Annotated in this window: 19 protein-coding genes and 1 pseudogene; 17 read left to right on the top strand and 3 right to left on the bottom strand. The window is 58.9% G+C overall.

Annotated features, from left to right (window positions below):
* The first annotated feature begins 202 nt into the window (after positions 1–202).
* A pseudogene (locus tag P9236_RS11870) lies at positions 203–514 on the top strand (NAD(P)(+) transhydrogenase (Re/Si-specific) subunit beta).
* Between the two features lie 82 nt (positions 515–596).
* Here the strand turns inward: P9236_RS11870 and P9236_RS11865 are convergent.
* Together P9236_RS11865 and P9236_RS11860 are read right to left on the bottom strand one after the other, a co-directional pair.
* Positions 597–1,472 (bottom strand): glycerophosphodiester phosphodiesterase family protein, encoded by an 876-nt coding sequence (locus tag P9236_RS11865; protein WP_278074806.1) that lies wholly within the window; start codon positions 1,470–1,472, stop codon positions 597–599.
* A 91-nt stretch (positions 1,473–1,563) separates the two neighbouring features.
* On the bottom strand, positions 1,564–2,304 hold the full coding sequence (locus P9236_RS11860; protein WP_278074805.1) for an SDR family oxidoreductase: 741 nt from the start codon (positions 2,302–2,304) through the stop codon (positions 1,564–1,566).
* A gap of 271 nt (positions 2,305–2,575) precedes the next feature.
* On the opposite strand from P9236_RS11860, the gene P9236_RS11855 reads away from it, so the two are divergent.
* From P9236_RS11855 to P9236_RS11800, 12 genes are all read left to right on the top strand, one after another.
* Positions 2,576–3,514, top strand: a complete 939-nt coding sequence (locus P9236_RS11855; RefSeq protein WP_278074804.1) for a GntR family transcriptional regulator — start codon at positions 2,576–2,578, stop codon at positions 3,512–3,514.
* Positions 3,515–4,243: 729 nt separating this feature from the next.
* A complete protein-coding gene (locus P9236_RS11850) occupies positions 4,244–5,290 on the top strand; it encodes an ABC transporter substrate-binding protein (RefSeq protein ID WP_278074803.1) in 1,047 nt (348 codons plus the stop codon).
* 250 nt (positions 5,291–5,540) lie between these two features.
* Entirely contained in the window at positions 5,541–6,254 is a 714-nt protein-coding gene (locus tag P9236_RS11845; RefSeq protein WP_278074802.1) for an SDR family NAD(P)-dependent oxidoreductase, read from the top strand.
* Between the two features lie 58 nt (positions 6,255–6,312).
* Positions 6,313–7,371: an aldo/keto reductase gene (locus tag P9236_RS11840; protein ID WP_278074801.1), complete on the top strand. Its 1,059-nt coding sequence runs from the start codon at positions 6,313–6,315 to the stop codon at positions 7,369–7,371.
* Positions 7,372–8,026: 655 nt separating this feature from the next.
* Entirely contained in the window at positions 8,027–9,112 is a 1,086-nt protein-coding gene (locus tag P9236_RS11835; RefSeq protein WP_278074800.1) for an ABC transporter ATP-binding protein, read from the top strand.
* A 1-nt stretch (position 9,113) separates the two neighbouring features.
* The gene (locus P9236_RS11830) at positions 9,114–10,013 is read left to right on the top strand and encodes an ABC transporter permease (RefSeq protein ID WP_278074799.1); all 900 of its coding nucleotides are present in this window, start codon (positions 9,114–9,116) and stop codon (positions 10,011–10,013) included.
* Positions 10,010–10,828: an ABC transporter permease gene (locus tag P9236_RS11825; protein WP_278074798.1), complete on the top strand. Its 819-nt coding sequence runs from the start codon at positions 10,010–10,012 to the stop codon at positions 10,826–10,828. The genes P9236_RS11830 and P9236_RS11825 overlap by 4 nt, the downstream gene beginning before the upstream one ends.
* 57 nt (positions 10,829–10,885) lie before the next feature.
* Positions 10,886–11,869 (top strand): SIS domain-containing protein, encoded by a 984-nt coding sequence (locus P9236_RS11820; RefSeq protein ID WP_278074797.1) that lies wholly within the window; start codon positions 10,886–10,888, stop codon positions 11,867–11,869.
* A 160-nt stretch (positions 11,870–12,029) separates the two neighbouring features.
* A complete protein-coding gene (locus P9236_RS11815; protein WP_278074796.1) occupies positions 12,030–12,872 on the top strand; it encodes a PfkB family carbohydrate kinase in 843 nt (280 codons plus the stop codon).
* 414 nt (positions 12,873–13,286) lie between these two features.
* Positions 13,287–14,015 (top strand): LuxR family transcriptional regulator, encoded by a 729-nt coding sequence (locus P9236_RS11810; RefSeq protein WP_278074795.1) that lies wholly within the window; start codon positions 13,287–13,289, stop codon positions 14,013–14,015.
* A gap of 91 nt (positions 14,016–14,106) precedes the next feature.
* Complete coding sequence (locus P9236_RS11805; protein ID WP_278074794.1) at positions 14,107–14,751, top strand: acyl-homoserine-lactone synthase; 645 nt, start codon at positions 14,107–14,109, stop codon at positions 14,749–14,751.
* A gap of 235 nt (positions 14,752–14,986) precedes the next feature.
* Positions 14,987–15,592, top strand: a complete 606-nt coding sequence (locus P9236_RS11800) for a DUF2285 domain-containing protein (protein WP_278074793.1) — start codon at positions 14,987–14,989, stop codon at positions 15,590–15,592.
* Between the two features lie 13 nt (positions 15,593–15,605).
* Here the strand turns inward: P9236_RS11800 and P9236_RS11795 are convergent, their stop codons facing one another.
* Positions 15,606–15,857: a DUF2285 domain-containing protein gene (locus P9236_RS11795; protein WP_278074792.1), complete on the bottom strand. Its 252-nt coding sequence runs from the start codon at positions 15,855–15,857 to the stop codon at positions 15,606–15,608.
* An 87-nt stretch (positions 15,858–15,944) separates the two neighbouring features.
* Between P9236_RS11795 and P9236_RS11790 the strand changes: the two genes are divergently transcribed.
* The 4 genes from P9236_RS11790 to P9236_RS11775 all read left to right on the top strand — a co-directional run bounded on the left by P9236_RS11790 (position 15,945) and on the right by P9236_RS11775 (position 20,068).
* Complete coding sequence (locus P9236_RS11790) at positions 15,945–16,160, top strand: helix-turn-helix transcriptional regulator (RefSeq protein WP_278074791.1); 216 nt, start codon at positions 15,945–15,947, stop codon at positions 16,158–16,160.
* A gap of 443 nt (positions 16,161–16,603) precedes the next feature.
* Positions 16,604–17,569 (top strand): zincin-like metallopeptidase domain-containing protein, encoded by a 966-nt coding sequence (locus P9236_RS11785; RefSeq protein ID WP_278074790.1) that lies wholly within the window; start codon positions 16,604–16,606, stop codon positions 17,567–17,569.
* A gap of 283 nt (positions 17,570–17,852) precedes the next feature.
* The gene (locus P9236_RS11780; protein WP_278074789.1) at positions 17,853–18,272 is read left to right on the top strand and encodes a DUF2958 domain-containing protein; all 420 of its coding nucleotides are present in this window, start codon (positions 17,853–17,855) and stop codon (positions 18,270–18,272) included.
* Positions 18,273–18,337: 65 nt separating this feature from the next.
* Positions 18,338–20,068, top strand: coding sequence for a ParB/RepB/Spo0J family partition protein (locus P9236_RS11775; protein ID WP_278074788.1), 1,731 nt, complete (start codon positions 18,338–18,340; stop codon positions 20,066–20,068).
* Positions 20,069–20,469 lie beyond the last annotated feature (401 nt).

Genomic DNA, 20,469 nt, shown 5'->3' with positions numbered 1-20,469 from the left:
GGGCTGTCGTATCGCCGCGAAGGTGAACTGCGACAGCTTGCCAGTCAACGCATCCCTTGCGCGTTGCCAGCCCGCAGTCCATCCCCGTCGACTGCCAGGGAAGTTCCGGCTACGAGCGCCGACGCATCGGAGGCCAGATATACACCGCGCCCATTAGAGTATCTCGCATGCCCGGCCAGATGAACGTGCTGCCGAGGCCAACGTGCCCTATGACGAAGTCTTCGAGCTGGAGGACATCAACTCCGAGTTCGCGCAGGCCGACGTCGCCTATGTCGTCGGCGCCAACGACGTCACCAACCCGTCCACGCGCGATTGACAAGTCCTCGCCGATCTACGGCATGCCGATCTCGACGTCGACAAGGCCCGTACCTGACTGTTCGTCAAACGCTCGCTCGGCTCCGGCTATGCCGGCATCGACAACACGCTGTTCTACAAGGACGGCACCATGATAATGCTCGGCGACGCCAAGAAGATGACTGAGGAATCGTCAAGGCGATGGATCACTGAGCGATAGTCTGAACCGGACGACATACATCCAAAGGTCAGCTTCCAACCCAATCTTGGTACAAGGGGACGCATCACTTGCGGCCTCCATTTCACCTGCCTGCTTGGCGACGGTCACCTTGAGGACTTTCGTCACGGTTGAGAAACGCTTTCAATTCGTTGGGAAAGTCAGTCTGAATGGCTGAGATCCCTGCATCGATGAGCCTGCCCCAAATTGCATCGGGGTCTTTCAGCGCTTCGATATCTGTGAACCTGCCGCATGCAACCGGATCCAATGTGTTGTACCAGAGGGATGTTCCAATCTCCTTGCAGTGGGTGGCAAGGCTGATCACCTGGTCGAGGTTATCGAAATAGACCTCGCAGATGAGCGGGGAGAGCCTAAGCATCAGCTCTTGCTGGGTTGTGGCATCGGGCCCATTGAGACGAGTCTTGGCAATAAAGAGTACCTTGGGCGGAGACACATTTTCGATGATCCAGGCATAGTCAGCCTCGTTCTTTAGCTCAGCCCAGAAATCGACCTGCTGATCAACGCCCTGCTTTATTGCGAAGTCGATCACGCCAGGAATGACGTTGCGATGCTTGACGTCGATGTGAATGAAGATGCGGCCGCGCGTCAGATCGAGCACGTCGGCGAGGATCGGCAGTTTCTCGTCTGTGAGAACGTTCTCCTCGCCGCCGTCACGATTCCTTAGGCGCAAGTTCAAGAGCTCGCGTGACGACATCGTCTCAGGCCGACGGTCGAGCCCGGTCATTCGCTCGAGTGTATCGTCGTGTAGGAGCACGTATTCGCCGTCTTCGGTTTGTCGGACGTCGATCTCCACAACATCGTGCCCGGCGACGATCGCTCTCTCGATTGCGAGCAAGCTGTTCTCGGGCGCCGCCTGCCACATTCCTCGATGGACAACGACTGCACAGGAGCGGTCGGGGTCGTTGATGAAATCGGCGTACGAAAACGTAGATTTCGCCATAGGCAATGCCCTTTGTCCTGAACTTTGCTCGTAGGCCGGCCTCGCGGGGACGGTGTAGATGCCGGTGCATCCTCCCGTCGCGGACGTTCGGTCAAATACCTGGCTTCAGGTTGTTGCTGCTGGGGAGTGGCTTCATGTACTGCGGCACCGGCATCGCTTCGCTGATGTAGACCCGGGCCGGCCGAGTAACGATGAAGGCTACGTAGTCTGCCACGTCCTCTGGAAGAAGCAGCTTTGAGTGGTCATCGACGTGGTTCTCAGCGCGCTGTTGCGTGTCGACGGCGCCTGGGCAGACTGCGGTCGCCTTCACACCGAACTCGACGCCCTCGGCATCGGTCACTTGGGTGAAGCCAAGCATGCCGAACTTTGATGAAGCGTAAGCGCCGAATTTGGCGCCTCCGATCTTACCGGCGCGGGAGACGATGTTGACGATATGGCCGGTCCGCCGATCGCACATATGCTGGAAAAAGGCCTGCGTACAAAGGAATGTGCCCTTGAGATTGATGGCCATCATCCAATCCCAGTCTTCCTCCTTGATGTTGGGAATTGAATTGTGGATCGCCACGCCGGCATTGTTTACCAAGATGTCGACCGCACCGAAGCGGTCGAATGCGGCTTGGGCCAACGCCACCACCTGAGATTTATGCTGGATGTCCGTCTGGACGGCCAGCGCCTCGGGACCAATTGTACAGACCTCAGCTGCGACAGCTTCGATTTGGTCCATTTCAGGCGCGGCGAGGACGACTTTACAGCCCTCCCGGGCGAGCGCATGGGCGGTGGCACGTCCGATACCTCGGCCAGCACCTGTGATGACGGCGGTTTTGCCTTCCAATCTCACGAAAGATCACCTTTAACGTTGAGATCCCTATTCCGGGCATAGCGCAGGTGGGATCGTTGGGGTTGGTCCTAGACATCGCCGTGAACAACGGCGCCGTTGGTTGCGAACCGTATCAGCGCAATTCAACGTGCCTTTGTCGTTGGTATATACCAAATTGTCAAGCGCTTTGCGGTAACCTAATGCGCACTATTGCTATTGGCGACGTTGCGTCTGGGCTAGCGCCGTCGCCTGGACGGCACTTGTTGCTGCACCAAGGCGCTTGCAAATGGACCTTCGCCACTGTTTGGTTTATGCCAATATCCCGGTTGCTCCGACCGGATTCAAGGATATGGATGCGGCGGGCTTTTTTGCCCGAGCGAGCCGCCGGTTCTCGGCGGTTAGGCGGCTCGCGTCGCCAAAGAAAGATAAGCTAATGGACGACACTACTTTGGATAGCGCCCCGTTCTACGTTAGGGTCCAGAAAGATCTACTCAAGCTCATCCATGATAAAGAGGTTGAGCCGGGCAGACGCTTCCCCTCCGAAAGAGAGCTCTCGGCTCGTTTTGGAGCCAGCCGCATGACAATGCGCAAGGCAGTTGATCATCTTGTGCAGGCGGGTGTGCTCGAGCGACGCGGCACGAGTGGTACATACGTCCCCGACCGTTTGTTCGACCGCCCATTGAGCGACCAAGCGCCATACAGTATCTCCGACGTTGTAAAAAAAGCCGGTCACACCCCGGGATCGAAGTTGCTGTTCTTCGAGCGCCGGGAGGCCGATAACGTCGTCGCGTCAAAACTTGGCCTGACCGTCGGCGATCCGGTTATTGCCATCGAGCGGCAACGGACGGTCGATGGAGTGCCCGTCTGTCTCGAGTTCAGCCACCTCCCGGCGCGCCTCGTGCCAGGGTTGTCAGCGAGCGACCTAATGGAGAACAAATCCCTCTACAAGGTTTTTCGGGAAAGATTTCTCGTGGTCCTGCATAGCGGCACCGGCAGCATCAGCATTCACTACGCTACGAAAGCGGAGGCAGAACTCCTCGACCTAAAGGTGGGCGCGCCTCTGCTCCTGTTCGACGCTGTTACTGTAACGAGTGATGGCCAGCCCTTTGAGTATCTGCGCTCTCTTAATCATCCTGATCGCGTAAGTTTCACGATCAATCAGCCGCCCGGGAAGCGGGATGCCCACCAGAGCCCCCCGCCCATCCGTTGGATGTTCAACAGCTAGCAGGAGCCAGTTCGCGCTTCTTTGGGCCGATAGGATGAAGGCTATGAGAAGCTCTGGGGAGGTCAAAGCCCCCGGCTCTCTGAGGTCATGTATGCTGGATCTCGATGCCTACGGCGGTGGCCGTGGCGTCAACCTTGTTGGGCGGCAAGCGCATCTAAAACGTCACCGCTGCCAGACGCGCACTGGCCTTATCGGCAAGCGGCACAGCTAAAGCAGGATATGCGGCCTGATGGGGGAAGAGGCCAATCTCGCGACCGCAGCGAAAACAAAACTTGCATTCAAGCGATTGGCGACCTCTACCAGCGCCTTGGGTCAGCGTTAAGGGTTAACCGATATCGGCATCACCCCGACACGAGTCTGTTTCATGCCAGCCCTCCTGTTGCAGCTAATTACCAAAATCGTTGTTGACAGCTTACCGCGCGCGTGCATAACATTGGTATATACCAATGGCGCGAGGCGGGAGGAGAACGTCTCTACGCTCGGAAAGCGCCAGCTCAGTGGGAATCCGCTCGCAGGAGCATTTCGATATAGACCCCCTTCGCGCCGTCGAGCTTTGCGTCGGCAGGCATTTCGGCCGTCGCTGGTATATTCCAGCGGTTGGGGAAACCGTTGCGCCGAAGAGCGGGTCGCGTCGTTTGTGGCGACAGGAGCCCTTGCAGGCGAAGCCATTTGGTGGAGCACTTCACTGGTATGTACCATCCGGTAATACCGCAACAGGAGGGAACTGGAATGAATACCCGACGTCACAAGTTCGCGGTAATTGCCGCTGCCGCCGTCATGATCGCTGGAGCGGCATGGTCCGCACGAGCGGCGGACGTGGTGATTACCGGAAGTGGAGGCCCACCGCAGGACGCCCAACGTAAAGCGATGTGGCAGCCTGCCGCGAAAGCGCTCGGAATCACCTTTGACGAGGACACGTCCCAGTCCTGGACTGACGCCAAGGCGCAGGTCGATTCAGGTTCCGTCACCTGGGACATTGTAAACTTCAACATGGGCGAGGTGCCGCAGGCGGTTGCAGCGGGCATTTTGGTCAAGTTGCCCGCGGATATCGTCGACCGGACCCAGTACGCGCCGGGCTCGGTAAGCGACTACTGCATCGGGAATTCCGCCTTCTCGGAGGTGATGGGATACAACACAGCTAAATTCGGCGACAAGGGCCCTAAGAATATGGCGGAGTTCTTCGACACGAAGAAGTTCCCAGGTAAAAGAGGGATGAACCGCGCCGTGAAAGGCAATGCCGAGGCAGCTGCCCTGGCGCTGGGCAAGGCCCAGAACGAGGTTTACAGCTTCCTGGCCACGGACGAAGGCCAGAAGGAAGCGCTTGATAAGCTCTCGGAATTGAAGCCGTCCGTGACCTGGTGGGATAGCGGCTCTCAACTCACCCAGCTGATCGTGGATAAGGAAGTTGACTTGGCCTACGGTTGGGATGGTCGCCTCAATGCGGCCATCACCGCCGGCGCCCCGTGGAAGATCGTCTATCAGGACGGCATCCTCCAGACGGACTGCTATGCGATTCTCAAGGGCAGCCCGCACCCCGAGAACGCCCTCAAATTCCTCAAGGAAATTCTCAAGCCTGAATACAGCAAGGACATGGTGAAGTATGTCGCCTATGGCCCTTCCGACCTGAGGGCCTACAAGAGCATGGACCCGGCAGTCCTTTCGAAGTTAACCCTGGCACCGCAGAACCTGGTCGGGCAGTATCCCCAGGATCCGGCCTTCTGGGGAGCCAACGGCGCCAAGCTGTCGGAAGCATTCGACGCGATGCTACTGAAGTAATGAGGATTTGCCTTGGTGGCGGCACGTCCGCCATCAAGGCGCTCTGTATCCCATACAAACCCCAAGTTCGGCCGAACTTCAGAGCTATGCAGTGGGCCGGTCCAGGGGGCTTGACGCTTACCGCTTTCAGGCATTGGGCATTTGGCAGGCGCAGCGGTGCATTGGGCATGCACCGGGGCGGAATGCCCAGGCCCCTATGCCACCTTCGACTCCAGGCCGAAAATTGCAAACTGAAGTGGATCGACTAACGATGGCCAACAACAGACCAGTTATTCTTGTTTCCGGCAGTGACGGTGGTATCGGCTCGGCGATAGTCACCGAATTGATGGAGCACGGCTATCGGCTTAGTCTGGGCGCGATGGACGCTCGCACTCTCGTCGAGAAATTCGGACCAGAGACACCCGACCGCATCTACCAGTCGTTCGACGCTTTCAACCGCGCAGGTGCCAAGTCTTGGGTCGATCGAACAGCTAAGACATTCGGACAGATCGACGGGGTGGTAAACGCTATCGGTCTTGGTCTGCGCGTCACAATCATGGACGACAACGATGAAGATCTGGATAAGCTCTGGGAGGTGAACGTCAAGACACCCCTGCGCCTTGTGCGGTTGTGCATGCCGTATCTAGAGGCTTGCGGCAAGGGCCGTGTGGTCAACCTTGTTTCGCTGGGTGGCAAGCGCATAAAGAATGTCACGGTCGGCTATGGCACGACGAAATTCGCCGCCATGGGACTGACACATGCGATCAGGACTTATGGTTGGGATAAAGGAATTCGGGCAACTGCGCTTTGTCCCGGCTGGGTAAGGACTAGCATGAGCATCAAGTCGCCGACCCTGAAGATTCGGCAGGACGAGATGACGGACCCGTCCACGATAGCCCATCTCGTCAGAACGGCGATCGAGCTTCCGAACAACGCTGCAATGGCCGAGATGGTCGTCAATTGCGAGTTCGAAGACATCTTCTAGAGCCAATCTTTTGACCTGGACATGGCCGGCACCCGTTTCGCTCTCTCAAGGAAATAAAATGGAATATCGTCTACTTGGCCGTTCGGGCTTAAAGATCTCAACCGTCACCATGGGAACGATGACCTTTGGCGGCGTGGGTTGGGCAAAGAAGACCGGCGACCTAGGTGTCTCGGATGCCAAGCGACTCGTCGATCTCTGCATCGACGCAGGTGTCAATCTCATCGACACCGCCAATGTCTACTCCAACGGAGTAGCTGAAGAGATTATTGGAGAGGTCCTCGGCGGCAAGCGGAAAGGGGGCGTTCTTCTCGCTTCCAAGGCGCGCTTTCAAATGGGTGACGGACCAAATGATGTCGGCTCCTCACGTCAGCATTTGATCGCTGCATGCGAAACGAGCTTGAAGCGGATGAAAACTGACGTCATCGACTTGTATCAGCTACATGAATGGGATGGGCTGACGCCTTTGGAAGAAACGATGGAGGCACTCGACACGCTCGTGCGAGACGGAAAAGTCCGTTACATCGGGTGCTCCAATTTCTCTGGCTGGCATATCATGAAGGCGCTCGGTGTCAGCGAACGGGACCGACGCCATCGTTTCATCAGCCAACAGATCCACTACACGCTTGAGGCTCGTGACGCCGAATACGAGCTCCTTCCAATCTCGGTCGACAAGGGATTGGGCGTTCTCGTATGGAGCCCACTCGCTGGCGGTCTGCTCTCCGGCAAACATCGCCGCAACCAAGCGGCGCCGGAGGGCAGCCGGCAATTCGCCGGCTGGACCGAGCCTCCAATCCGTGACGAAAACCGTCTGTGGAGTATCGTCGACCTGCTGGCATCGATTGCCGATGGACGCGGTGTATCCGCCGCTCAGGTCGCACTTGCATGGTTGCTTGGACGAAAACCCATTACTTCGGTCGTAATCGGCGGGCGTACTGAGGCACAGTTCAAAGACAACCTGGCTGCCGCCGAGCTGGAGCTGTCAATGGACGAGCGTAAGGCTTTGGATGACGTCAGCATGCCCCCGATCCTCTATCCGTACTGGCATCAGAGGAACGAAGCGAGCGATAGATTGAGTGAGGCAGACTTAACGCTGCTCGGTCAACATCTTCGTTCCTAGTGCGCACCTGCAGAACCAGTCGGTGGCCGAAGGAGCACTTGAGTTGGGGAGGCAAACCGCTCTCTTACTTCTCGATGCCCAGCGACTAACGATCATGGGTCAAGCATACGCATAGTGTGGCTGATGCGTGGTCGAGACTAAGCATCAACTGACTTGACATGTACGAGCGCTACACAAGGCAGGGCTTGGCGGCTAGCCTTCAACCTTGTGGAGTGATGGCTGCCAACGAGCGGCGTGCCACGCACGCGGTCTGATCAGCACGATCCAACCGTTCCATCTTTTTTGATGAGACTACTGAAATGGCAAATTGGTCATTGACTCCGGTTCGACTGGTCTCTAGATTGGTATATACCAATAGGGCAGACGCGAGGCGCGGAAAACATCGAGGGTCTCGCCCAACAGGGTAGTAAACATCGTGCGATGGCAGAGCCATCAAGGAGAGGGCATGAAGCTGGCGCAGACTGTTTTCCGATAGGTTGGGTAGGGTGCTCTTCTTCAACTGAACTGTATTCAACACAGCAGCGGCGCATCCTCCCGTGTCTCTGCGAAATGTGGTCGGCGGAGTGATCTTTCCGCCGGCCACTTCATCATCCTGCTGCTGGGCGCATGAATGGTCGCTAACGAAATCTCTGGACATAAGGTGGGAAGTACTAATGTGGCGTCGAAGTCGCTTCCGATTTCCATTCGGTCTGTGACCAAGACGTACGGCGCGCTCGCCGCCCTCAAAGACGTCAACCTCGACATCAAGAGCGGCGAGTTCATGACTCTGCTTGGTCCTTCGGGATCAGGCAAGACGACCCTCCTGATGGTTCTCGCGGGCTTTGTGCGTCCACAATCGGGATCGGTGATGTTTGGCGAAGAAGAGGTCATCGCGAAGTCGCCTCACGAGCGAGGTATCGGCATGATGTTCCAGAACTACGCTTTGTTTCCCCATATGAGCGTGGCAACGAACATCGGCTATCCCCTTCGGATTCGTAAGTGGTCCAGGGAACGGATAGATGCCGCGGTGGACGAGGTGCTCTCCACGGTGCAACTGTCGGGGTATCAATCGCGCCGCATTTCCGAGTTATCCGGTGGGCAAAAGCAGCGCGTAGCGTTGGCCCGGGCTGTGGTGTTTAAGCCCAAGATTTTGCTGATGGATGAGCCGCTTTCGGCCCTCGACAAGAATCTGCGGGAGCTGATGCAGCTCGAACTGCGGGGCATGCATGAACGCTTGGGCATGACAACGGTTCTCGTGACGCATGATCAACGAGAAGCCTTGACGATGTCAGATCGTATCGCCGTCCTGCGAAACGGTGAAATCGCGCAGGTCGACACTTCCTCCGCCTTATACAACGCGCCGACAACGGCGTTTATCGCGAGCTTTCTAGGCGAATCAGCATTCCTGCCGGTGACGTTGCGCAACGGTGTGCCATTCTATCGCGAGCAGCCGCTCGCGGTCGCTGATGGCGGCGCGGCATTGGCAGACGGTTTCCTGGTGCTGAGGCCCGAGAAACTGGAAGTGGTCACCACGCACGAACGACAGTCCGAATACAATTACTTCGAAGGATCCCTGGAGCGTGTTCTTTTCCAGGGCGAGAGCAGCGTGGTCTTTGTCCGCCTGATCAGTGGGGAGCTTGTCGCCGTTCGACGTCAATTGAACGAAGGAAACAGCTCCACTCTTCCTCCGACGGGCAGCCCTGTAGCGCTTGGCTTGCATAAGAACGATAGCCGGATCGTTCGCGACGACTTGAAGGGGTAAGATGACGATCGCTGTTTCCACCGCGACCGCTGACCTTAACCGCGACATGCTACGCAGAGCGGAGGGTCGGGAACGCCGCAGCCTTCTGTTGCTCACTCTGCCGGGAATCGTGCTTGTTGCATCAGTCATTCTGCTCCCACTTGGCGTGATGCTGTATGAGTCTTTCATCGGCGAGAGCGGTTCCTTCAGTTTAGAGAATTACGCCAGGCTGTGGACTAGCCCGGTATATGAACAAGTCTTCGACCTGACATTCAAGATATCCTTCTTTACCACTCTGCTGGTCGCGATCATTGGCTATCCGCTGACCTATGCGCTCTCGCAGTTGCCGGATCGCTCTCAAAACTGGGTCCTGCTATTCGTCCTCCTTCCATTTTGGACACCGGTACTCGTTCGCACCTATGCCTGGTTGGTGCTACTCCAAGACCGTGGCCTGATAAATGAAGGGCTCCTTGGGCTTGGTTTGATCTCGCAGCCCTTGCCGCTCAGCCACAACATGACGGGCGCGCTCGTTGGCATGGTGCAAATCATGCTGCCTTTTCTCGTGCTCCCACTTTTCGCGTCGATGAAGGCGATCGATCCCAACCTTATGGCTGCCGCGTCGAATCTCGGTGCCAAACCTTCTCGAGTGTTCAGGGACGTCTTTTTCCCACTGTCACTGCCTGGATTCCTTTCGGGACTCCTGATCGTATTCGTCCTTTGCCTTGGGTTCTATGTTACTCCGGCAGTTCTGGGGGGTGGCCGCGTGATCATGGCTGCGATGCGTATCGACGCCAATGTTCGGGTCTACTCAAACTGGGGCGCGGCCAGCGCGCTCGGAATTGTCCTTCTGCTTATTACCGTCTTACTGATCCTAGTGGCTGGCTTTGTCGGGCGTAGAGCGGGACAGGGGATGTTCCGATGAAGTGGCTGCTTCAACCGGCGTCTCTGACCCAAGTCACTCATCTGCAGCGGCTTTGGCTGTACTTCATCACACTTCTGACGTTGGCATTTCTAGTCGCGCCAACGTTGATCGTCATCCCAATGTCCTTTTCGGGATCGAAGTTTCTTCAATTCCCACCGAGGGACTTTTCTTTGGCATGGTACGTGAACTACTTCGCGTCCCGACAGTGGATGCAGGCAACATGGGTCTCGGTTAGCGTCGCCCTGCTGAGTATGCTTTCCGCGACCGTGATCGGTACCGCCGGGGCTTACGGAATCTGGGTCGGCAAGCCGCGCTTCAGAGCGGCAATCTGGGGTCTATTTGCTCTTCCGATGGCAATTCCCGTGATCCTGCTGGCGATTGGATCGCTATTCGTTTTCGCCAGATTGGGTCTCGTTAATACGACGCTTGGCCTTACGCTCATGCACACGGCGATGGCGCTGCCGTTCGTGATGATCGTCGTTACCGCGGGTCTGGCCTCATACGACATCAATCAGGAGCAGGCCGCGCGCAGCCTTGGCGCAACTCGCCTGTACGCATTCTTCACCGTGACCCTGCCGCAGATCAGATTCTCGGTGATTTCGGCGATGCTGTTTTCGTTCTTTGCTTCGTTCGATGAAGTCGTTGTGGCGATGTTTATCTCCACCGGACCCGGTTCGACCCTGAACCGCAAGATGTTCAATTCACTTAGGGACGAGCTCGACCCAACGATCGCTGCGATCTGCACCTGCCTGATCGTCATTTCGATCCTGTTGATCGTTATCGGCCAACTCGCCAGACCTCGTTCACCGAAATAGCGGCGATCACCAGATCGGCGCGACACGCAAACCCAGTCAAACAGTCAAGGACACACGATGACTACCAATCAAACTGACGCTCAAATTGCAAACGCGTTGAACGCCGTGGCTGGTCGCGAAAATGTCAGCGATATCTTCTTTGTCGCTTGTGGTGGTTCGTACGCGCATATGCTTCCGAACCAATACATCGTGGAGCGCGAGGCAAAAGCCATCATCGGGAATGCGCTCAATGCGGCCGAGTTCAAGGCGCGGGCGCCGAAGCGCTTGGGCAAGAATTCCATCGTCATCGCCTGTTCCCATTCGGGGACGACTCCGGAAACCGTCGAGGCGGTCAAAATCGCCCGCGCTGCAGGTGCTCTGACCATCTCATTGACGCATGATCTTGGCAGCCCGCTCGACCGGGAGTCCGAGTTCACGATCTCCTACGTCCATGCACCTCTGACCATGTCGCCCATTCATTCGGCAGCAGTGTTGCAGAGGCTGACCTTCGGCGTTCTCAAAGCCCGGGAAGGCAACACAAAGGCCGATGATTTCGACAAGGGCTTAGCGGCGTTCCCCGCTCTCGCGGAGAAGCTCGTCTCGGACCACCAGGATAAGGTTGCCGAATTCGCGGAGACGCATAAACGTGAAGCGATTATCTACACGATGGCGTCAGGACCGAACTTCGGGCAGGCCTACTCGTTCGCCATTTGCCTTCTGCAGGAAATGCAGTGGGTTCATTCGGCGGCTATTCATGCTGGCGAATATTTCCACGGCCCGTTCGAGATCACTGACTTCGACGTGCCGTTCATCCAACTCATGGGTTTGGGACCGTCCCGCGCGATGGACGAACGCGCGCTCGCCTTCGCGCAGAAATACAGCAAGCGCGTGACGGTCTTGGATGCAAATGATCTCGGCGCGACCTCACTGCCGGAAAGTGTATCCGAGTATCTTGCGCCATTGGTCTTCTCGCCTGTCTTGCGTGCCTACGCCGACAAGCTGTCCGAGGCCAAAGGTCATCCGCTCACCGTCCGCCGTTATATGTGGAAGATGGAATATTGATTTGGCGCAGGAGGTAGGCCTTCCGCGTGGGCCTGCGACCGTGTTGAGCACCAACAAGGAGCTCCTTGTGGAGGTGCCGGGGGTGGCTAGTGCTGAAGACGTGTCGGTCTTCCCCGCCCTAGCGCACACGGGCGAACCGTAAGATCCGAAAGTTTTGCTCATGGTGTATGCCTCCCAGTTCGAACTTGGCCTCGTCGGCGTCGGTGACAATGTCGTCGACCATTATCTTGACCAGGGCGTTTACTACCCCGGAGGAAATGCCCTGAACGTTGCAGTACTCGCGCACCGGTTCGGACTGCCCAACGGAGCCTACATCGGCATCTTGGGCGAGGATGAGGAGGGCCGACATGTGCACGCCTGCATCCTTGCCGAGGGCATGTCCGATAGCCAGCTGCGTTTCGCCAAAGGCGAGACTGGCAAGGCGAAGGTAACGCTAGTCAACGGCGATCGTGTCTTTGTCGGGTCGAACAAGGGAGGTGTCCGCAGGAAGTTGATGTTGCGTATGGATCAGGATGATCTCGACCTGATTTCAAGACTTGGTCACGTTCACTCGTCGTGCTTTAGTTATATCGAGCCTGAACTACCGCGCATCCGCGCGATTGTTCAGGGGCTTTCATTCGATTTCTCGACCACACGTGACGCGGATTACCTCGCGGCCGTTTGTCCGATCGTGACGCTTGCGTTTCTATCCGCCTCGGATCTGCCCGATACCGAGACGGCAGAGTTGATCGCCAGAATTCACGCCTTTGGCGCCCCTATGGTCTGCGTTACCCAAGGTGAGCGCGGCGCCGTCTTCAGCGATGGCACACGCATCCTCCGTCAAGGGATCGTTCAGGCGAAGCTCGTTGATACGATGGGCGCCGGAGATGCGTTTATAGCGGGCTTGCTCGCCACGCGGATCAACGGCGCTTCGATCGACGACGCCCTCCAGCATGCGGCAACCTTCGCTGCCCGAGCATGTGAATGGCCCGGGGCATTCGGACATCCGCACCCTGCGGAATAGGAGATTTTATAGACGCGCTACAGACAGCCGAAACCTCCTTGACCGGTCCCAGTTTGCTTCGCCTCCCGTCAAAGTGAATACCGTTCTTCGATCGAGACAAGGTGAATAGTGGCACAGCCGACTTTGACGATGGACAACAAAGGCAGACCCGGCTCGCTCTCAGTCGGTCACCAAGGGACAGCGAGCGTGCCTCGGTCGAACGTCATTTCAATTCTGATCCGCTATCCTAGCCGCACGGCGGCGCGTGAGGACGTCGGTGGGCCTCAAACCTCCCACACGACCCACAGGCACCCAATTCGAGCACAAAACGACGCATCGCAGCGTGTGCTGATCGCCGCGAGCTCGGTGTTGGGGATGTCGCCGCCCGCGTGCAGATGACCGAGATGCCGCAACTGGTTGCGCGCTACACTGGCCATGTATGAACTCTTCCACAGGTTTGCCGAGCAGCTTACCGGCAGCGTTGACAAAGTGGATCTTCACAATGCCCTGGCTGAGACGGCTTCTTCGCTCGATATCCCGTTATTCGCCTACCTCTTCCCCTCGCTCCAACTGGGCCGCGCGACGGATCTGATCTCCACCTATCCCCAGCCTTGGACGTCTCACTATCTTCACAGCCGTTATGAAGATTTGGACCCAGTGATTGATCACGCGCGTCGTCGTCAGGAAACATTCCGATGGGATGCCGACGGCGGGGATCTCGATTTGTCGACTCCACAACGACGGCTGATGGATGAGGCGAACCAATTCGGCCTCCGCAGCGGTTTTACGATCCCCATCCATGACCGCCGCGGTCTGTTTGCCGCTTTAACCTTCGCCTCCGATGAAAGGCAGCCATTGTTCTTCCGGGTCATTGACCGATATGAGCGCGCGCTGCAGCTGATAGCCATCTTCTTCCACATCCAGGCGCGTCGTAGGCTGACGACCGCCCGAACCGTGGATGGAGTTGCTCTGTCAACTAGGGAGATTCAGTGCCTGCAATGGGCTGCGCGTGGCAAGTCAGCCTGGGACATCGGCCAGATTTTGGGAATCAGTCAGCGCACTGCAGCCTTTCACCTCGACAACGCCAAGAAGAAGCTAGGCGTTCGTACCGTCACCCAGGCTGCCATTCGGTTCGCAATGTCCAAGCCATCGGATTACAAGTAACAACCTGATCAACCTGTATACATGCACAGGTTGTAGCGACTCCGGCCTTCATCTCCAATCGCAGGCATCTTTCATGCGAGGAGAGGCCGTCATGATGCTGCTGATTACGCCCGACAGCTACGCTGAATTCGCCGACGAGCTCGAGGAGATGCACCGTCTGCGGCATCGTGTGTTCAAGGATCGGCTCGAGTGGGATGTGTCGGTCGAAAGTGGCTACGAAGTCGACACCTTCGATGCGGTGGGCCGCCCTCACTATCTGCTGCTTAAGGGTCCGAGTGGGGGCATCGATGGCTGCGTACGCATGCTGCCGACCACCGGCCCGACCATGTTGCGTGAAAGCTTCCCCATCCTTCTCGGCGGCCGCCAGGCGCCGGAGGATTTACGGATTTGGGAAAGCAGCCGTTTCGCGCTGGATGTTCCGTCGTCCGCGCCGAAAGTGGCAGGCATCGCGCTTGCCACCTACGAACTGTTCGCCGGCATGATCGAGTTCGGTCTGTCACGCGATCTGCGCAGCATCGTCACCGTGACGGATTTGCGCATTGAGCGGATCCTGCGTCGCGCCGGCTGGCCACTCGAGCGCTTGTCCGATCCACGGACGATCGGCAACACGCGAGCCGTCGCCGGATATCTCGACATCTCTCGCGACAGCCTGGCAGTCGTTCGCCGCAATGGCGGCATCAAAGGCCCGGTGCTGTGGGCGCCGGCTGCGAGATCGCATCGTGACCTTGGAATGTGATTTCCTGCGCCAGTTGGAAGCGGTGCGATGGACGAGACAGAACTTGGTCCTGCCTATCCCGACTGGCGGGACAGCAGCGCATATGACTATACGGTGCACCTTACCAGCCGCGGTTGGGCCTGGGAGTTTCTAAGGCGCAATCATCATTTCCGGAACGATGTGCGGGACGCGCTTCGTCATGCGCAGCGTTCTGAATTAAGATCAAGAACTTCCCTTACCGTGCTGTCGCCGGAGGATGTTGATCTTTCACGATGGGGGCTTCTTTTTTGCCAGCTCGATCGACAGTCATGCGAGCGTCTTCTGGTGCCCTGGCGTATGTAGCCACGTGCTGCCTGTTGCCGCCGAACGCGCACAAAGCTCGCCTGTTGCGGACGCTTTCGATCTCTCCGCGCTATTTTGCCGGATCTCCGTTCTTCTTACAGGAGATGGCCACCAACACGTGGTGTTCACGGATGATGGCAGGAACCTGCAACTGACAGTCTCCGGCGCAACACTCTTCGAGCCTGCGCGATTGACCGCCAGCGTCATCTGGCCTCCTGCGGAGCTAAAGCAGCGCCTGCGTGGTCTTGAATGCTTGAACAGCCTACGGTCGACGGGGAGGCTGCCCGCGAGGTTCTTTCGACCAGAGCCCCGGCGTGCGCGGCTGCGCTGGGTTCTGCGCGCGCTCGACGGCTCCATTGCCGGCGTCTTGCATCGCGAGATCGGTGTCGCTCTGTTCGGTGAGGCCCGTGTCGATGATGACTGGGCCGATCCCGGTGACCATCTTCGTGACATCGTGCGTCGAGCGGTCAGGCGCGGGCGCGCACTCATGAATGGCGGATACCGGCAATTTCTTCGGTAGCGGCTCTGGCCACTTAGCCTGCGAACAGCTCCTTGTACCCGCTTGTTATCAGCCAATTCGTCCTGTCCAGATGACTACGGATTGCTTTGCGAGCGCGAGTTGGCTCCTGCCTTGGGTCGATGCCCAATATCGTCTGCGCCATCTCCTCCTCGCTGGCATTGTCGGCGCACGCGTCGAGGAGCCTGAGATATATCGCGAAATGCTCATTGTCGTAGGCGGTTAGGCTGTCGGCCCAAGGGACTTCGTCTGCGATTTTTTCGATCATTTTCTTTTTCTCAGCAAGCCCTTGGAACAACGATTTGTAGAGAATACTCCGTGGTGAAATCCTCGACAAGATAGTGGCCTCTCATGCATGGAGATCCGAGAGGTCTTTGCCCGCAATCTTCGCAGGCATCGCCAACGAAAGAAGCTGTCACAAGAGGCACTAGCACATGAGGCTGGCGTCGACCGAACCTATGTGAGCGCCCTTGAGCGCTCTGTCTACGCAGCCAGCATCGACACGGTTGCACGACTGGCAAGAGTGCTCGAGGTTAGCCCGGCTGATTTGCTCGATCCCGATTCACGGTAGATCTGGCGTCGGTAGTGTATCACCAGCCAGGTCAGATTCGGCAACATGACAGATGCAGGATCTGTCGTTGCTGAAAAGGCGCCAGCGCGCCTAATGGCGCGGACCGGGTGCTCATAAACCGAACCCGCTTTTCTTCGCGATGCTCAGGCGGTCTCGGCCATCCGGCTTCGCCCCCTGGCGCATGCAGCCCTCCGGGCTGAAGTGGTCGCCGCCTGTTGGCGGCGCGGTTTGGTAGGTGGCCTTCCCGGCGGCGCGGGGTGGGCGGCTCTCCCTTCTAGGCCCGCCGCGGCGGCCCGCAACCCTCCGCTCCGCTCCGGGTCCTCCACATTCGTTCCGGTCCTTCGGATGCCGGCCGCCTCTGACGGCGAGCCTTTCCGGTCGTTTTCGCCGCCCACCCCGCTTCCGGGGAAGGCGCGGCGAGATTTGCGAGCGGAGATCAGATCATGCGCAAAACCAGCAAGCGGCCTGCCCGTGGCGAGGATGGTGGCCAAGGAAGCCGGCAACAAAGGACCAGCCTTTATTCGGAAATCACCGACCGCATCATTGCCGATCTGGAGCGGGGTTGCGTGCCGTGGGCGAAGCCTTGGGGAAAGGCCAGGGCATCGCTCGGCCTGCCGAAGAACGCCGCCACGGGGCGAAGCTATTCGGGGATCAATATCCTGATCCTGTGGGGCGCGGTGATCGAACGCGGTTACTCTGGCCAGAATTGGCTCACCTTCCGGCAGGCGCTTGCGCTGGGCGGCAATGTCCGGAAGGGCGAGCACGGCACGGCCATCGTTCATGCCGACCGCTTCGTTCCGAAAGGCGAGAAGGAGCGCGCCAAGACCGATGGCGACGAGCCACAGGCCGTTCCTTTCCTCAAGCGCTTCACTGTCTTCAACGTCTCGCAGTGCGATGGCCTGCCCGAACACCTTTACGGTAATGCGGAGCCGCTACCCGAACGCGAGATCATTCCGCAGGCGGAGGCTCTTGTTCGCGCGTCTGGCACGGATATCCGCATCGGCGGAGATCGCGCGTTCTACATGCCTGCCGGCGACTTCATCCAACTGCCGCCGCAGCCCGCTTTCTTCGAGCAGATCGACTATTACCGCACTTGCTTTCACGAGCTTGGCCACTGGACCGGGCACCCAACGCGGCTCGCCCGTGACATGTCCGGCTCGTTCGGCTCCAAGGCCTATGCCCGTGAGGAACTAGTCGCAGAGATCGCCGCAGCTTTCGTTTGCTCCACGCTCGGCATCGAGCCGACCGTGCGCCATGCCGACTACATCGGCTCATGGCTCGCCGTGCTGCGCGAAGACAACCGCGCCATCTTCCGCGCCGCCAGTCTTGCTTCGAAAGCCGCTGATTTCCTGCTCGCTTTCGGTGCCGACGCTGCTGACGCGGAGGGCCTCGGGGAGATCGCGGCATGAGCGCGCGCGGTCCACATTCCTTGGCGACTGAGCCGACGCCGGCAGGCGAGCAGACGCTCGTTCCCGGCGTTCGGCCAACTTCGCCCGCCGAAGCGGGCTTCGCGAAGGCGGGTCACCGCGCGACCGGCTCAACCTGCTTGCGGAAGCGCCGATGCGTCTGCGCGCAGAAGCCACTCGACATCGGCCTCTTCGATGGTGAGGCGGATCAGAGAAAGATCCAGTGAATCTTTCTCCCGCCGAACGCTCGCAATCAACTCGACCTGTTTTGACGAGGAGCCTCAACATGATCCTGATCACCGATGAATTGCGCGCCCGGCTGCTGGCCAACGGCGCGGCCGAGACCGAAACCGACCATATCCCTGTCGTCAAATTCTTCAATCCGACCGGAGCAGCGACCTGGCTCCTGACCGAACTCGACGCGGATGGCGATACGTTGTTCGGCCTTTGCGACCTCGGCTTCGGCTTCCCCGAACTCGGTTCCGTCAGCCTCGCCGAGCTTGAAGCCGTCAAGGGTCCGCTTGGCCTCGGCATCGAGCGTGACCTTCATTTCAAGGCGCGTTTTCCGCTCTCGGTCTATGCCGAGGCTGCGCGTATCGCCGGCCACATCACCGAGGCCGAACGGCTTTTGCGGCAGGCCGCCGCCGCTCTCTCGCTTCCCATTTCCGAGCTTCCGCCCGACGCGGCGGAACATAAGCGCCGGTAGGCGCAAAACCGGCCCCGCCGCGTTGCGGCGGGATCATTTGAACCCGAGTAAAAGGAGACAGAACCATGCAGCTTGCTCACGTTTCAATCGAACAATTGAGTGTTTCAGCCGTCAACATGCGGCATTCCAAGCGCGCGCCGGATATTTCCGACATCCTGCCGTCAGTCCGCGCGCGCGGTGTGCTGGTGCCGCTTCTGGTGCGGCCCAACGGCGCGCCGGACAGTTTCGAGATCGTCGCCGGGCGGCGGCGCTATTTCGCGGCGAGGGCCGTCGCCGACGAGCGTGGCGAGGCGGAGCCCTTGCCCTGTGCCATCATGGAAGACGGCGACGATGCCGACGCGCTCGAAGCTTCGCTGATCGAGAACATCGCCCGCCTCGACCCCGATGAAGTCTCGCAATGGGAGACGTTTTCGCGGCTGATCGGGCAGGGGCGCACCATAGCTGATGTCGCCGCCACGTTCGGCATCACCGAGCATCAGGTGAAGCGCATTTTGGCGCTCGGCGATCTGTTGCCGAAGATACGCGAGGCCTATCGCCGCGACGAGATCGACACCGAAACCGTGCGCCATCTCACCATGGCATCGAAGGCGCAGCAGAAGGACTGGTTGGCGCTCTACGCCGATCCCGACAACCGAGCGCCACGCGGCTGGCAGTTGAAGCAATGGCTGTTCGGCGGCCAGTCGATCTCCACCAAGGTGGCGTTGTTTGCCATCGAGGACTATGCCGGCCTGATCGTCTCCGACCTGTTCGGCGAGGACAGCTATTTTGCCGACGCCGACCTCTTCTGGCAAACGCAGAACGAGGCGATTGCCGCCAAGCGCGATGCCTATCTTGAAGCCGGCTGGAGCGAGGTGGTGGTGCTTGAGCCGGGCCAGTATTTTCACTCATGGGACTACGAAAAGACGCCGAAGAAAAAGGGCGGAAAGGTCGTCATCACCATTTCGCAGCGCGGCGAGGTCGAGGCTCATGAGGGCTACCTGTCGCGCAAGGAAGCTCATCGCGCTCGCTCCAACGACGAGGGTAGCGAGCAGGCCGAGACGCCAGCCAAGCCGTCGCGGCCTGAACTCAGCGGGCCGATGCAGAACTATGTCGATCTGCATCGCCACGCTGCCGCCCGCACCGCCATGCTCGAACATCCGGGCGCGGCACTGCGCCTGATGGTGGCGCATGCCATTACAGGCTCAAGCCTGTGGCAGGTGCGTCCCGACCCGCAGCGCGCCGCCAACGAAACGGTTGCCGCGAGCATCGCCGGCTGCAAGGCCGAAGCCGCTTTCGACGACAAACGGCGCGAGGTTCTGGCGTTGATCGGCACGGATGACGAGGATGGTCCCATTGCCGGCGGCAATGGCGACGACTTTGCCACGGCAAGCGTGTTCGCTCGGCTGCTTGCGCTTTCCGATGACGATGTCATGCGCGTACTGGCCATCGTGATGGCCGAAACACTTGCCTCCGGCAGCGCTGTTGTCGAAGCGCTCGGCAATCATATCAACGTCAACATGGGCGACTACTGGCAGCCGGACGATGCCTTCTTCGAGCTGTTGCGCGACAAGGAAGTCGCCAATGAAATGCTCGCCGACATCGGCGGCAGGCTTGTGGCCGATGGCAATGTCTCGGAAAAGGTGAAGACGCAAAAGAAGATCATTCGCGACTTCCTCATGGGCGAAAACGGCAGACAGAAAGTCGATGACTGGCTGCCGCGCTGGATGAAATTCCCGGTCGAAAGCTACACGAAACGTGGTGGCTTCCGCACCGCCGATCAATGGTCGAAGGTCCAGTCGCTGTTCGTGTCTCAGTAATCAGCGCAGCGCGAGCGGCGGCGTTCTTGCCCTGCCGCCGCTTGCCCGTTCCGCCAGCTTGAAACGGCGACAGAACCCGTCCACGGCACCAGCGCTTCGTCGCTCCGTTCTGAGCGACGCATCCTTCCCAAACTGAGCGTCAAACCTCGTCCGGACTGCGAGTTTCGGCGCGTGTCCCTATGGCCGGGATATGGTCGGGCAGGGCATAAGGCGTTCGCGCTCCTGTGGCCGCCTTGAGCGCCTGCTTGGCTGCAGCGACCGCGTTTCTGGCCTGTCTCCATGTGCTCACCGAAGACCCTTCCCTGCGGCTGGCTTAATGACCTATGGGCGGATCCGGCCCGCCCGAAACCCTCGCTACCAGCTTTTTTCCCCGCCGCCTGCGGCGGCTTCCTCGCGCCGCT

The sequence above is a fragment of the Mesorhizobium sp. WSM4884 genome, from assembly GCF_029625675.1.
In the GTDB taxonomy this organism is placed as follows: Bacteria; Pseudomonadota; Alphaproteobacteria; order Rhizobiales; family Rhizobiaceae; genus Mesorhizobium.
Note: the sequence above shows the minus strand (reverse complement) of the source record. Positions and strands in the feature narration are given on the sequence as shown.